11 protein-coding genes are annotated in these 14,126 nt (G+C 71.4%); 1 reads left to right on the top strand and 10 read right to left on the bottom strand.

From position 1 onward, the window contains the following. Window positions 1–12: 12 nt before the first annotated feature. The 8 genes from aceE to AB0436_RS01745 form a co-directional block, all read right to left on the bottom strand. Window positions 13–2,679, bottom strand: a complete 2,667-nt coding sequence (gene aceE / locus AB0436_RS01780; RefSeq protein WP_366465648.1) for a pyruvate dehydrogenase (acetyl-transferring), homodimeric type — start codon at window positions 2,677–2,679, stop codon at window positions 13–15. Window positions 2,680–2,885: 206 nt separating this feature from the next. Continuing rightward, a complete protein-coding gene (locus AB0436_RS01775) occupies window positions 2,886–3,509 on the bottom strand; it encodes a GntR family transcriptional regulator (RefSeq protein WP_366465647.1) in 624 nt (207 codons plus the stop codon). 123 nt (window positions 3,510–3,632) lie between these two features. Continuing rightward, window positions 3,633–5,438, bottom strand: coding sequence for a 2-oxoglutarate dehydrogenase, E2 component, dihydrolipoamide succinyltransferase (gene sucB, locus AB0436_RS01770; protein ID WP_366465646.1), 1,806 nt, complete (start codon window positions 5,436–5,438; stop codon window positions 3,633–3,635). Between the two features lie 54 nt (window positions 5,439–5,492). Beyond that, complete coding sequence (lpdA, locus tag AB0436_RS01765) at window positions 5,493–6,881, bottom strand: dihydrolipoyl dehydrogenase (protein WP_366465645.1); 1,389 nt, start codon at window positions 6,879–6,881, stop codon at window positions 5,493–5,495. Window positions 6,882–7,226: 345 nt separating this feature from the next. After that, window positions 7,227–8,738, bottom strand: a complete 1,512-nt coding sequence (locus tag AB0436_RS01760; RefSeq protein WP_366465644.1) for a leucyl aminopeptidase — start codon at window positions 8,736–8,738, stop codon at window positions 7,227–7,229. Between the two features lie 138 nt (window positions 8,739–8,876). Continuing rightward, window positions 8,877–9,641 (bottom strand): adenosylcobinamide-GDP ribazoletransferase, encoded by a 765-nt coding sequence (locus AB0436_RS01755; protein WP_366465643.1) that lies wholly within the window; start codon window positions 9,639–9,641, stop codon window positions 8,877–8,879. Between the two features lie 60 nt (window positions 9,642–9,701). Beyond that, window positions 9,702–10,814, bottom strand: coding sequence for a nicotinate-nucleotide--dimethylbenzimidazole phosphoribosyltransferase (gene cobT / locus AB0436_RS01750; protein ID WP_366466118.1), 1,113 nt, complete (start codon window positions 10,812–10,814; stop codon window positions 9,702–9,704). Between the two features lie 80 nt (window positions 10,815–10,894). Next, entirely contained in the window at window positions 10,895–12,097 is a 1,203-nt protein-coding gene (locus AB0436_RS01745; protein ID WP_366465642.1) for a bifunctional adenosylcobinamide kinase/adenosylcobinamide-phosphate guanylyltransferase, read from the bottom strand. Window positions 12,098–12,193: 96 nt separating this feature from the next. Here AB0436_RS01745 and AB0436_RS01740 point away from each other — a divergent pair, with 96 nt between their 5' ends. Beyond that, the gene (locus tag AB0436_RS01740; RefSeq protein ID WP_366465641.1) at window positions 12,194–12,412 is read left to right on the top strand and encodes a hypothetical protein; all 219 of its coding nucleotides are present in this window, start codon (window positions 12,194–12,196) and stop codon (window positions 12,410–12,412) included. Window positions 12,413–12,485: 73 nt separating this feature from the next. Here AB0436_RS01740 and AB0436_RS01735 read toward each other — a convergent pair whose 3' ends face one another. Further along, complete coding sequence (locus AB0436_RS01735) at window positions 12,486–13,238, bottom strand: methyltransferase domain-containing protein (RefSeq protein ID WP_366466117.1); 753 nt, start codon at window positions 13,236–13,238, stop codon at window positions 12,486–12,488. 59 nt (window positions 13,239–13,297) lie between these two features. Continuing rightward, window positions 13,298–13,894, bottom strand: a complete 597-nt coding sequence (locus AB0436_RS01730) for a DUF3043 domain-containing protein (protein WP_366465640.1) — start codon at window positions 13,892–13,894, stop codon at window positions 13,298–13,300. Window positions 13,895–14,126: the final 232 nt, after the last annotated feature.

Raw genomic sequence — 14,126 nt, 5'->3', positions numbered from 1 at the left:
CGGACCCCGGGATCACAGACCGTAGCGCTCGCGGGCTTCCTTCACCGCCGAGACCGGGACCTCGCCGCGCTTGGCCAGCGAGGCCAGCGCCGCGACCACGATCGACTGCGCGTCGACACCGAAGTGCCTGCGGGCCGCCTCCCGGGTGTCCGAGATGCCGAAGCCGTCGGTGCCGAGCGAGGAGTAGTCCTGCTCGACCCACTGGCTGATCTGGTCCGGCACCTGACGCATCCAGTCGCTCACCGCGAGCACCGGGCCGGGGGCACCGGCCAGCGCCTGGGTGACGTACGGGGTGCGCTGTTCGCCGTTGAGCAGGGCCTCGTCGGCCGCCATGGCGTCGCGGCGCAGCTCGCCCCACGAGGTCGCGGACCATACGTCACCGGTGACGCCCCAGTCGGCGGCGAGCAGGTCCTGGGCCTCGAGGGCCCAGTGGATCGCCGTACCGGAGGCGAGCAGCTGGATACGCGGGGAACCGGCGGCGGCCGCGCCCTCTTTGAAGCGGTACAGACCGCGGACGATGCCCTGCTCGACGCCCTCGGGCATCGCGGGCTGCGGCTTCGGCTCGTTGTAGACCGTCAGGTAGTAGAAGACGTTCTCCGCGTCCGGGCCGTACATCCGGCGCAGACCGTCCTTGACGATCACCGCGATCTCGAAGGCGAACGCCGGGTCGTAGTTGAGCGACGCCGGGTTGGTGGAGGCGATCAGCTGCGAGTGGCCGTCCGCGTGCTGCAGTCCCTCACCGGTGAGCGTGGTGCGTCCGGCGGTCGCCCCGACGATGAAGCCGCGGCCGAGCTGGTCGCCGAGCTGCCACATCTGGTCGGCGGTCCGCTGCCAGCCGAACATCGAGTAGAAGATGTAGAAGGGGATCATCGGCTCGCCGTGCGTCGCGTACGACGATGCGGCGGCGATGAAGTCGGCCATCGCGCCGGCCTCGGTGATGCCCTCGTTGAGGACCTGGCCGTTCGTGGCTTCCTTGTAGTACATCAACTGGTCGCGGTCGACCGGGTCGTACGTCTGGCCGAGCGGCGAGTAGATGCCGGCCGAAGGGAACAACGACTCCATGCCGAAGGTGCGGGCCTCGTCGGGGACGATCGGCACCCAGCGTTTGCCGGTCTCCTTGTCCCGCATCAGGTCCTTCATCAGCCGGACGAAGGCCATCGTGGTGGCCATCTCCTGCTTGCCGGAACCCTTGATGAGCGCCTTGAACGCGCGCTCCTCGGGCTCCGGCAGCACCACCTGGTGCACCCGGCGGGCCGGCGCGGGGCCACCGAGCTCGGCGCGGCGCTCCTGGAGGTAGCGGATCTCGGGGGAGTCGGCACCGGGGTGGCCATAGGGCACCAGGGCCTCGTCCAGCTTGGCGTCCGGGATCGGCAGGTCCAGCAGGTCGCGCATGGCGCGGAACTGCTTGCCGTCCAGCTTCTTCATCTGGTGGTTGGCGTTCCGCGACTCGAAGCCCTCACCGAGGGTGTAGCCCTTCACGGTCTGCGCCAGGATCACCGTCGGCGCGCCCTTGAACTCCAGGGCCGCCCGGTAGGCCGCATACACCTTGCGGGCCTCGTGGCCGCCGCGCGAGGAGTGGAAACACTCGGCGATCTTCGCGTCGGTGAGCAGCTTCGCCAGCTCGGTGAGGGCGGGTTCGGCGCCGAAGAAGTGCTGGCGGATGTAGGCCACGTCGCGGGTGGCGTACGTCTGGAACTGCGCGTCCGGCACCTCGCGGAGACGGCGGACGAGCGCGCCGGTGGTGTCGAGCTGGAACAGCTCGTCCCAGGCGGTGCCCCAGAGCGTCTTGATGACGTTCCACCCGGCCCCGCGGAACTGTGCCTCCAGCTCCTGCACCACGCGGAAGTTGGCACGGACCGGTCCGTCGAGGCGCTGCAGGTTGCAGTTGATGACGAAGGTCAGATTGTCCAGCTGCTCGCGGGCGGCGAGGGTGAGCGCGGTGGTCGACTCCGGCTCGTCCATCTCGCCGTCGCCCAGGAACGCCCAGACGTGCGACTTCGAGGTGTCCTTGATGCCACGGCCGGCCAGATAGCGGTTGAAGCGGGCCTGATAGATCGAGGAGATGGGGCCGAGACCCATCGAGACGGTGGGGAACTCCCACAGCCAGGGCAGCCGGCGCGGGTGCGGGTACGACGGCAGGCCGTCACCGCCGGCCTCCTGGCGGAAGTTGTCGAGCTGCTGCTCGCTCAGGCGTCCGTCGAGGAAGGCGCGGGCATAGATGCCGGGCGACGCGTGGCCCTGGATGTAGAGCTGATCGCCCGAGCCGTCGCCCTCCTTGCCGTGGAAGAAGTGGTTGAAGCCGGTCTCGTACAGCCAGGCGGCCGAGGCGAAGGTGGCGATGTGGCCACCGACCCCGTACCGGGAGCCGCGGGTGACCATCGCGGCCGCGTTCCAGCGGTTCCAGGCGGTGATCCGGCTCTCCATCGCCTCGTCGCCGTCGAAGGCGGGCTCGGCGGAGGTGGGAATGGTGTTGACGTAGTCGGTCTCCAGCAGCTTGGGCAGCGCGAGACCCGCGCCGTCGGCCCGCTCCAGCGTGCGGCGCATCAGGTACGCGGCACGGTGGGGGCCTGCGGCCTTGGTGACGGCGTCCAGGGAGGCCGCCCATTCGGCGGTCTCCTCCGGGTCGCGATCCGGGAGCTGGTCGAGCTCGCTCGGGTGCTTGCCTACGGGGTCGGTCATGATCGCCGCCTTCCGGACAGAACAGGGTGTTGAAAAGGGCCCGGTCTGGCAGGACAGGGCGAGGGGCTGGGTGAAGCCCGTCGTCGACTGTATGTCGCTGATCGATGATCGATCAAAGGGTTCGGGGGAAAATCTTTCCGCAAAGTAAAAAGTCGGCATGGCGTGCCACGAAAAGGGGCACGCGGTGCCTATGCTGCGCGCGCAAACTAGGCGCGGGGTGCACATCCGAGCACGTGTTCCTTCACCAGCGGCCCGATCTGCGGGTCCTTCCGGCGGAACGCCTCGACCAGCGCCTGGTGTTCCTCCGCATAGGACTGCTGCACGGTACCCAGCCAGCGGATCGACAGCGCGGTGAACACCTCGATGCCCAGCGACTCCCAGGTGTGCAGCAGTACGCCGTTGCCGGCCGCCCGCACCAGCTCGCGGTGGAAGGCCACGGTGTACCTGACCTGCGCGGCACTGTCGGCTGTCCGGTCCGCCGCGTAGAGGGCCGCGACCGAGGGCTCGAGCACCGAGACGTCGGCGGCCAGCCGGTCGGCGGCCAGTTCGGCCGCGATCTGCTCGAGACCGGCCCGCACCGGATAGCTCTCCTCCAGGTCGGCCGCGGTCAGATTCCGTACGCGTACGCCCTTGTTGGGGGCCGACTCGATGAGCCGCAGGGTCTCCAGCTCCCGCAGCGCTTCGCGTACCGGTGTCTGGCTGACCTCCAGTTCCACCGCGATCCGGCGTTCCACGATCCGCTCACCCGGCTGCCAGCGCCCACTGACTATGCCCTCCACGATGTGCTCGCGAATCTGCTCGCGCAGGGAGTGGATGACGGGCGGCGTCATGATGTGCTCCTTAGGACCGTGTCGGCCTCGGCTGACCGGCGAGTCTGGCCAGTTCCCCCATGACAATACGGCGACGCCCCCGCCCGGAGGGGTTCCGGAAGGGGGCGCCGCAGGTGAGGCTGGTTACAGGCCGAGCTCGACCTCGAACTCGCCGGCCTCCAGGATCGCCTTGACCGTCGACAGGTAACGGGCGGCGTCGGCGCCGTCCACCAGGCGGTGGTCGTAGGAGAGAGCCAGGTACGTCATGTCGCGGACGCCGATGACGGTGCCCTCGGCGGTCTCGATGACGGCCGGACGCTTGACGGTCGCACCGATACCCAGAATGGCTGCCTGGTTCGGCGGCACGATGACCGTGTCGAACAGCGCACCGCGGGAACCGGTGTTGCTGATCGTGAAGCTCGCACCGGACAGCTCGTCCGGGCTGATCTTGCTGGACCGGACCTTGCCGGCCAGCTCCGCGGTCTTCTTCGAGATGCCGGCGAGGTTGAGGTCGCCCGCATCCTTGATGACCGGGGTCATCAGACCCTTCTCGGAGTCCACCGCGATACCGATGTTCTCGGTGTCGAAGTAGGTGATCGTGCCCTCGTCGTCGTTGATCCGGGCGTTGACGACCGGGTGGGCCTTCAGCGCCTGGGCGGCGGCCTTGACGAAGAACGGCATCGGGGACAGCTTGACGCCCTCGCGGGCGGCGAAGCTTTCCTTGGCCTGGTTGCGCAGCTTCATCAGCTTGGTGATGTCCACCTCGACCACGGTGGTCAGCTGAGCCTGGCTGTGCAGGGCCTTCATCATGTTGTCGCCGATGACCTTGCGCATCCGGGTCATCTTGACGGTCTGACCGCGCAGCGGCGAGGCCTCCAGCTTCGGCGCCCTGGCGGCGGGGGCCGGAGCAGCGGCAGCCGGGGCCGGGGCCGCCTTGGCGGCCTCGGCGGCGGCGATGACGTCCTGCTTGCGGATCCGGCCACCGACGCCGGTGCCCTTGACGGAGCCCAGGTCGACGCTGTTCTCGGCGGCGAGCTTACGGACCAGCGGGGTCACGTAGGCACCGTCGTCACCGGCGGTCGCAGCCGGAGCCGCAGCGGGCGCCGGGGTAGCGGGGGTGGTGACGGCGGCCTGCGCCGGGGCCGGCGCGGGGACCGCGGCCTGGGCGGGGGCCGGCGCGGGCGCCTGCTGGGGAGCCGGCGCCTCCTGCTTGGGTGCCTCCTGCTGCGGGGCCTCCTGCTTGGGGGCTTCCTGCTTCGGGGCCTCCGGGGCGGGCGCAGGCGCGGCCGGCGCCGGAGCGGCGGCCGGAGCCGCGCCCTTCGCACCGATCACGGCGAGCTTGGCGCCGACCTCGGCGGTCTCGTCCTCGCCGACCAGGATCTCCAGCAGGGTGCCCGCGGTGGGGGAGGGGATCTCGGTGTCGACCTTGTCGGTCGAGACCTCGAGCAGCGGCTCGTCCTCCGCCACCTCGTCCCCGACCTCCTTGAGCCAGCGGGTGACGGTGCCCTCGGTGACGCTCTCGCCGAGCGCGGGAAGGACCACGTCGGTGCCCTCGGCGGAGCCGGCGCCCGACGCGGCGTCGGCCGTGGGGGCCGGGGCCGGGGCGGAGGCCTCGGCGGACGGGGCGGCAGGGGCCTCGGCAGCGGGGGCCGGGGCCTCGGCGGCGGGGGCCTCGGCGGCGGCCGGAGCGGACTCGGCGGCCGGCGCACCGGTGCCGTCGTCGATGACGGCCAGCTCGGCGCCGACCTCGACGGTCTCGTCCTCGGCGACCTTGATGGACGACAGAACGCCGGCGGCGGGAGCCGGGATCTCGGTGTCGACCTTGTCGGTCGAGACCTCGAGCAGCGGCTCGTCGGCCTCGACGCGCTCGCCCTCGGCCTTCAGCCAGCGGGTGACGGTGCCCTCGGTGACGCTCTCGCCGAGCGCCGGCAGGGTTACGGAAACCGACATGGTTCCAGTTGCTCCTATCGAAAGTGCGGAAGTGGTCGTCGTGCCCGTAACTGATCAGTCGTGGGAGTGCAGCGGCTTGCCGGCCAGGGCCAGGTGGGCCTCGCCGAGCGCCTCGCTCTGCGTCGGGTGCGCGTGGATGAGCTGCGCGACCTCGGCCGGCAGAGCCTCCCAGTTGTAGATCAGCTGGGCTTCGCCGACCTGCTCGCCCATCCGGTCGCCCACCATGTGGACGCCGACGACAGCGCCGTCCTTGACCTGGACGAGCTTGACCTCACCCGAGGTCTTGAGGATCTTGCTGCGGCCGTTGCCCGCCAGGCTGTACTTCAGCGCGACGACCTTGTCCGCACCGTAGATCTCCTTGGCCTTCGCCTCGGAGAGGCCCACGGAGGCGACCTCGGGGTGGCAGTACGTCACCTTCGGCACACCGTCGTAGTCGATCGGCACGGTCTTGAGGCCCGCGAGACGCTCCGCCACCAGAATGCCCTCGGCGAAGCCGACGTGCGCGAGCTGGAGGGTCGGGGCCAGGTCGCCGACGGCCGAGATGGTCTCGACGTTCGTCCGCATGTACTCGTCGACCAGGACGTAACCGCGGTCCAGCGCGACGCCCGCCTCCTCGTAGCCGAGGCCCTGCGAGACCGGTCCGCGGCCGATGGCCACCAGCAGCACCTCGGCCTCGAACTCCTTGCCGTCGGCCAGGGTGACCTTGACGCCGTTCTGGGTGTACTCGGCCTTCTGGAAGAAGGTGCCCAGGTTGAACTTGATGCCGCGCTTGCGGAATGCGCGCTCAAGAAGCTTCGAGCTGTTCTCGTCCTCGACCGGCACCAGGTGCTTCAGGCCCTCGACGATGGTCACGTCGGTGCCGAAGGACTTCCACGCCGAGGCGAACTCGACGCCGATGACGCCGCCGCCCAGGATGATCGCCGACTCCGGGACCCGGTCCAGGGTCAGCGCGTGGTCCGAGGAGATGATGCGGTTGCCGTCGATCTCCAGACCCGGCAGGGACTTCGGCACGGAGCCGGTCGCGAGCAGGACGTGATGGCCCTCGACGCGCTGGCCGTTCACGTCCACCGAGGTCGGGGAGGAGAGCCGGCCCGCACCCTCGATGTAGGTCACCTTGCGGGAGGCGACCAGACCCTGCAGGCCCTTGTACAGGCCCGAGATCACGTCGTCCTTGTACTTGTGAACGCCTGCGATGTCGATGCCCTCGAAGGAGGTCTTGACACCGAACTGCTCGCTCTCGCGCGCCTGGTCGGCGATCTCGCCGGCGTGCAGCAGGGCCTTCGTGGGGATGCAGCCGTTGTGCAGGCAGGTGCCGCCGAGCTTGTTCTTCTCGATCAGGGCGACGTCAAGACCGAGCTGGGCCCCGCGCAGCGCCGCGGCGTAACCGCCGCTACCGCCGCCGAGAATCACTAGGTCGAAAACGGTGCTGGCGTCGTTCGCCACGTCACGTCCTCCATGCATGTGCGCCGGTGCCGGTCTTCCGTGACCGGTCGGCGGCGGGTGTACGGCCGTTTTTTTCGGCCCTGTGGTGGGGGCCCTGTCCTGCCGAGAACCCATCTTTGCACTTGTCGGGCGCGGACGAGACGCCGGGCCAGCGTGCGGTACGTCCCATTCATCGTCCCGTTCGGCATGCGTCCGCAGTCCCGGCCACCGTGGCGGAGGGTTACTCGTGCGTACGGATGTACGGATTTCGTCCAGGGCGAACGGGAGCAAAGCACCGGCAAAGACGTACGGCCCCGGAAGCCCGGGGCCGTACGGATCACACAGGATCGAGCAACCGCCCGGCTGTCAGCCGAGGTCGCCGTCGGCGGTGCGCTCGGCGAGGCGCACCAGGGTGCGGATCGCCGAGCCGGTGCCGCCCTTGGGGGTGTAGCCGAAGGGGCCGGCCTCGTTGAAGGCCGGCCCGGCGATGTCCAGGTGGGCCCAGGTGATGCCCTCGCCCACGAACTCCTTCAGGAAGAGCCCGGCAACCAGTCCGCCGCCCATCCGCTCGCCCATGTTGGCGATGTCGGCGGTCGGGGAGTCCATACCCTTGCGCAGGTCCGAGGGGAGCGGCATCGGCCAGGACGGCTCGCCGACCTCCTCCGCGATCTCGTGCAGCGACGTACGGAAGGCATCGTCGTTGGCCATGATGCCGAACGTCCGGTGGCCCAGCGCCAGCACCATCGCACCGGTCAGCGTCGCCACGTCGACGATCGCGTCCGGGGTCTCCTCGGAGGCCTTGGCCAGCGCGTCGGCGAGCACCAGGCGGCCCTCGGCGTCGGTGTTGAGCACCTCGACGGTCTTGCCGCTGTACATCCGCAGCACATCGCCCGGACGGGTGGCGGAGCCGGACGGCATGTTCTCCGCGAGCGCCAGCCAGCCGGTGACGTTCACCCGCAGGCCGAGCCGGGCGGCGGAGACGACGGCTGCGAACACCGCGGCAGCGCCGGCCATGTCGCACTTCATCGTCTCGTTGTGTCCGGCCGGCTTGAGCGAGATGCCGCCCGAGTCGTAGGTGATGCCCTTGCCGACGAAGGCCAGCGACTTCTCCGCATCGGCGTGCGTGTAGCTGAGCTTCACCAGCCGGGGCGGGGCGTCCGAGCCGACACCGACACCGATGATGCCGCCGTAACCGCCCTTGGTGAGCGCTTTCTCGTCGAGCACCTGCACCTTGATGCCGTGCTCCTTGCCCGCCGCCGTCGCGACCGCGGCGAAGGCCGCCGGGTTCAGCTCGTTCGGCGGGGTGTTGACCAGGTCGCGGGCCCGGTTGATCTCCTCGGCCACGGCGACGGCGCGCTCGGCGGCGGCCTTGTGGGCCTTGTCGCGCGGCTTGGCACCGAGCACGGCCACCTCGCCCAGCGGGCCCTTGGCGTCCTTGCCCCGCTCCTGGAACGCGGTGAAGGCGTAAGAACCGAGCAGCGCGCCCTCGCCGACGGCCTGGACGTCTTCGGCGGCCTCGACGGGCAGCGCGAACGCGGCCTTCTTCGCGCCGGCCAGCGTGCGGGCCGCGACACCGGCGGCCCGGCGCAGCGCCTCTTCGGCGTAGGCATCGCCCTCGTCCGGGACGGCGCCCAGACCGACGGCGAGTACCAGCGGGGCCTTGAGACCGGCGGGGGAGGGAATCTTGGTCGCCTCGCCCTCACCGCCGGTGGCGCCCAGAGTGGCCAGGACGTCGGCGAGCTTTCCGTCGAAGGCCTTCTCCACGGCCTCGGCGCCGGGTGCGACCACGGGACCCTTGGCGCCCTTCGCCACGCCTACGACGACGGCGTCGGCGCGCAGCGTCGCGGCGCCCGCCGTACTGAGAGTGAGAGCAGTCACGGTGGTGAATTCTCGCTTTCGTTGAGTTTGTCGGTGGCCGGTGGATGGGGCCGCCCCGCGGAGAGCCTACGCTCGGTGACGGAAGACCGGCAGGCGGGCCGTCTCTCTCCCGCTGCGGCACCTCGTCCCGGCGCCCTGTTAACTGAACGCCAGCACCACCAGCGCGGCCGTCGCCGCCGTTTCGGCGAGGCAGCCGAACACGTCGCCGGTGACGCCGCCGAAACGGCGCACGCAGTGCCGCAGCAGGAAGTGGGCCGCCAGCAGTGCGACCACCACCGCGAGGCCGTGCTGCCAGGCGCCGTACCGGCCGAAGGCCGCACCGGCTCCCGCACAGGCGGCGATCACCAGCACGGCCGCGGCCAGCGCCGCGGGCAGCGGTACGACGCCGGCCACCGCCGCACCCAGGCCGTCGGGGCGGGCCGCCGGAACTCCCGTACGGCAGGCCAGCGTCAGCGCGGCTCTGGCCGCCAGCGCACCGACCACGGCGGCGACCGCGCCGTGCGCCCAGCCCGCTGCGTACAGCCGGTCGAGGACCGCGACCTGAGCGAGCAGCACGAAGAGCAGAGTGACGACGCCGAACGGGCCGATGTCCGACTGCTTCATGACGCGCAGCGCGTCCTCGGCCGGCTTCCCGCTGCCCAGACCGTCGGCGACGTCCGCCAGTCCGTCCAGATGCAGTCCACGGGTCAGCACAGCCGGTACGGCGGTGCTCGCCACCGCCGCGAGCAGCGGACCCGCGCCGGCCAGCAGCAGAACGGCGCCGAGCGCGGCGGCGCTCACCCCGACGACCAGGCCGGCCAGCGGGGCGCAGAGCAGACCGGCGCGCGCCGCCGTACGGTCCCAGCGGGTCACCCGGACCGGCAGGACCGTGAGCGTGCCGAAGGCGAAACGTATGCCGTGCATGCCGCGCAGGCTATCGGGCCGCGTGCACCGCGCCGTACGGGCGTGACCTGGGGCGGGTCACTACCGTCCGGCTTCGGTGGTCTCCGCAGCTTCCGCGGAATCCGCGTCCGCCGTATCCCCGTCCGCCGGAGCCTCCTCCGCACGCTCCGGCAGCTCCGCTGCCAGCGCGGCCGCGGCCTGGACGAGCGGAAGTGCGAGCAGCGCTCCGCTTCCCTCGCCGACCGTCACGCCGAGTTCGAGCAGCGGGGTGAGCGCCATCCGGTCCAGCGCCTTCGCCTGGGCCGGCTCGCCACTGAGCTGGCCGGCCAGCCAGGAGTCGGGGGCGCGGAAGGCGGCCCGCTGGCCCACCAGCGCACAGGCCGAAGCGACCACACCGTCGAGGATCACCGGCATCCGGCGCACCGCGGCCTGCAGCAGGAAGCCGGTCATCGCCGCCAGATCCGCGCCGCCGACCGTGGCGAGCAGCTCCAACTGGTCACCGAGGACCGGGCGGGCCCGGCGCAGCGCGTCCCGGACGGCCGTGCACTTGCGCATCCAGGTGAGGTCGTCGATGAGCGCGCCGCCGCGGCCGGTGACCACCGAGGCGTCGGTGCCGCAGAGCGCGGCGATCAGCGTGGCGGCGGCCGTGGTGCCGCCGACGCTCAGATCGCCCAGCACCACCACGTCGGTACCGGAGTCGGCCTCCTCGTCCGCGATCCGCACCCCCAGGCGTACGGCCTGCTCGGCCTCCTCCGCCGTCAGGGCGTCCTCGATGTCGATCCGCCCGGTGGAGCGGCGCACCCGATGGCGTACCACCTCCTCGGGCAGCAGCGCGGGATCGCAGTCGAGTCCGGCGTCGATGATCCGCACCGGCACCCCCAGCCTGCGCGCCAGTACGGCGGAGGCGCTGCCACCGTCGAGCACGGCGCGCACGAGCTGATGCGCGCTGCCGGCCGACCGGGCCGAGACGCCCAGTTCGGCCACTCCGTGATCGCCGGCGAACAGCACCATGCGGACGTTGTCGACCGGCTTGACCGGCACCGCGGACTGCGCCGCGGAGAGCCACTCGCCCAGTTCGTCGAGTCGGCCGAGAGAGCCGGGCGGCACGGTCAGCCGCTCCCGGCGTTCCTCGGCGTCGCGCCGCACGCCGCTGTCGGGGCGTTCGATCAGGTCGGAGAAGTCGTCGAGATTCAGCGAGCTCATTCGCCGAACAGTACCGGCAGAACTCCGCGAAGCGTGCGCCGCATTGGCGTCCGGTTCAGCGGCTCGCCGCGTCAGCCGCGCAGCACGACCGCCTGCCCGGCCACGACCAGCAGCACCTGCTCGCACTCGGCGCCGAACGCCGCGTTGAGGCGCCCCAGTTCATCCCGGAAGCGCCGCCCCGACGGGGTCGCGGGCACCACACCGGACCCGACCTCGTTGCTCACGGCGACGACGGTGCGCGCAGTGGCCCGTACGGCGGCGACGAGCTCTGTCACTCGGGCGCGCAGCGCGCGCTCCGCGTCGGCCGCCCACCGGGCGTCGTCCCAGGCGCCCACCCGGTCCATCGCATCGGTCAGCCACAGCGACAGACAGTCGATCAGCAACGGGGGTCCGTCCGCCGCGAGCAGGGGCAACAGCTCGCAGGTCTCCTCGGTGCGCCAGGAGCCGGGCCGGCGCTCCCGGTGCAGCCCCACCCGGGCCGCCCACTCGGGGTCCCCGTCGCGGACACCGCCGGTCGCCACGTACAGCACCCCGGGGAAGGCCTCCAGACGCCGCTCCGCCTCCACCGACTTCCCGGAACGCGCGCCGCCGAGCACCAGAGTGCGGCGCGGCAGGTCGGGGACCGCGTGGTACTCGCCGACGATCAGCGTCGTCCCGTCCGGTACGGCCCGCGCACCCGCAGCCGCAAGCCGCCGGTCGAGTTCGCCGCCCGGCGGCGCGTCGTGGCCGAGGTGGGCGGCGATCACGTCCGTGGTGGGGCCGACGGCGCCCACCGCCCGCAGCGCGGCCAGCGCGTCGGGCCGTCCGCTGACATCGGCCACCACCATCTCGTACGGCGGTGAGCCGTTCGCCGAGAGTCCGGCGGGGGACCCGCCCGGGGGCAGGTAGAGCAGCCGCTCGCCCTCCGGCGAGGTCACCTCGTACCCGGTGCCGGGGGAGTCCATCGGCACCGCCCTCACCCGGTGCCCGCTCATCAGCGTCAGCACCCGCCCGTCGGGCACCCGCCCCGCCGACGGCAGCCCGGCCGGCAGCTCCACGGCGGGCCCGTCGTGCGGATGGGTGAGCAGGACCTGCCGCACGCCGACCAGCGAGTGCCCGGCGCGGGCGGCGGCCAGCGCCGCCCCCGGGGTCAGGTCGAGCAGCAGTGCGCCGTCGATGAGCAGGGCGGTCGCCGCACGCGCCCGGTCGCCACGGGCCGAGGCACAGGCGGCGCAGGGGCACTCGGGACGGGGCAGCCCGTCAGGAGCGCCGGTGCCGAGAAGAGTGAGTTCCACGGGAAGATCCTCCCGCGCCGGTGCGCTCGGTGCTCACCCGGCTACGCTGCCAGGCAGCAGTAACGGCAGGATCGGCTTGGCATCCAGGAGGCGGACATGGCGTGGACGTGGCGGTTCGAGAAGTCGGACGGTACGGAGACACAGCCGGCGGTGACGCCCGAGGAGTTCACCACGCAGGGGGACGCGGAGTCCTGGGTCGGCGAGGTGTGGAAAGAGCTGCTCGAAGGGGGTGCCGATCAGGTGACGCTCTTCGAGGACACCACGAAGATCTACGGACCGATGAGTCTGCACGCGGAGCAGGCGGACCAGGCCTGACCCGCTGTCGATCCGGGGGCGCCGCCCCCGGATCCTCCCGGCGCCGGCGGATGCCCGTCGGCGCCGCTGCGCGTCAGCCTCGTACCCCGCACAGATGCAGCAGCGCGGCGACCGACTTGTACGGCTCGGTGCGGCCTGCCCGGTCCTCCGCCGCCAGCAGCAGATCCAGCTCCTGCGCGGAGGGCAGCTCCTCGTCATTGCCCACGTTGTCGGTGAAGACCCGGACGCCGTACCAGGCGTGCAAGGGGGCCGCGATCCCGGCCAGCGTGTCGGTGACCGCGCCGAGGCGGTCGGCGCGCACCGACAGGCCGAGGCGGTTGGTGTACGTGTCGGTCTCGAAGGCGGCCAGCGTCGACGGCCAGTCACCCACCAGGCCGGGCCGCATCGCGAGCGCGTCCGCGTTCCGTACCAGCAGCGAGAGCAGCCCGCCGGGCGCGAGCATGCGCGCCAGGCCCGCAAGCATCGCGTCCGGCTCCTCCACGTACATCAGCACCCCGTGGCAGAGCACCACGTCGAAGCTGCCGGGCAGGAAGTGCGCGCCGGTCTCCCGGCCGTCGCCGTCCAGCAGCCGCACCCGCTCCCGAATGCCCTCCGGTTCGGTGGCCAGCGCGTCCCGGGCCACCTTGAGCATCTCCGGGTCCGATTCGAGACCGGTCACCGTGTGTCCGGCCCGGGCCAGGCGTAGCGCCTGGGTGCCCTGGCCGGTGCCGACGTCGAGTATCCGCAGCCGCTGCCCGACCGGGAACCGGGCGGCCAGCTGTTCGTCGAGCTGACGGGCGACGAGCTCCTGGCGGACGGTGTTGCGCAGCCCGCCCAACCCCTTCAGCCAGGCGGACGACGCGCCCGCGAACCCGGAAGCGCCGTGGAACCCCGAGACGCCCGTGCTCAGGGCCGTTCTCCCCGCTTGACCTGCGGCTTCGGCAGCCGCATCCGGCGCATCTGGAGCGTCCGCATCAGGCCGTACGCGACGACGCCGCGCTTCGGCTCGTTCGGGAAGCGCTCGTTCAGCTGCTTCTTCAGCCGGAACCAGATCCCCGCCGAGTCGATGACGATCAGCACGATCACGATGAGCCAGAGCAGCAGTGCGATGCTCTGGACGCCCGGAATCCGGACGATGCTGAGCACCAGGATGATCACCGCGAGCGGCAGGAAGAACTCGGCCAGACACCAGCGGGAGTCGACGAAGTCCCGGGCGAAGCGGCGTGCCTTCCCCTTGTCCCGGGCCGGCAGGTACCGCTCGTCGCCACTGGCGAGAGCCTCCCGCTGCTTCGCCATGTCCACACGGCGAACCTCGCGCTGACGCTTGGCGGCCTCCTTGCGGTCGGTGGTCGGAGTGACCGCGCGGCGTCGCTGGGACTGCGCCTCACTCCGCTTGGGGGTGGGGCGACCTTTGGGAGCCTGCGGGTCGCGGGTCTGCTGGGAGGGGCCCGACGTCACCTTGGAGGTGGTGGCCTTCTCTTCATTGGCGCGGCTACGGAACACAAAACCCAAGGGTAAGGGGTCCCGCGCAGGGGTCCAGGCCCGAGGGGGAACGATCCCGCAACGACCGCCCGACCCCGGCGCCCCTGAGAGGGATCTACACCCTGCGCCGGAGTGGATTCCGCCGCAGGTCGTCCTGGAGGAGGAGCACATCCGGCCCGGAACAGTGCGGTAATGGATGCAGGGCCCGTAGTGTGGGTTCAAGTGCTGGAGCTGAAGTCCGTCAGAAGGGGGC

It is taken from the genome of Streptomyces sp. NPDC051322 (assembly GCF_040689485.1).
Classification (GTDB): Bacteria; Actinomycetota; Actinomycetes; order Streptomycetales; family Streptomycetaceae; genus Streptomyces.
This window is presented reverse-complemented; position numbering and strand designations above follow the sequence as displayed.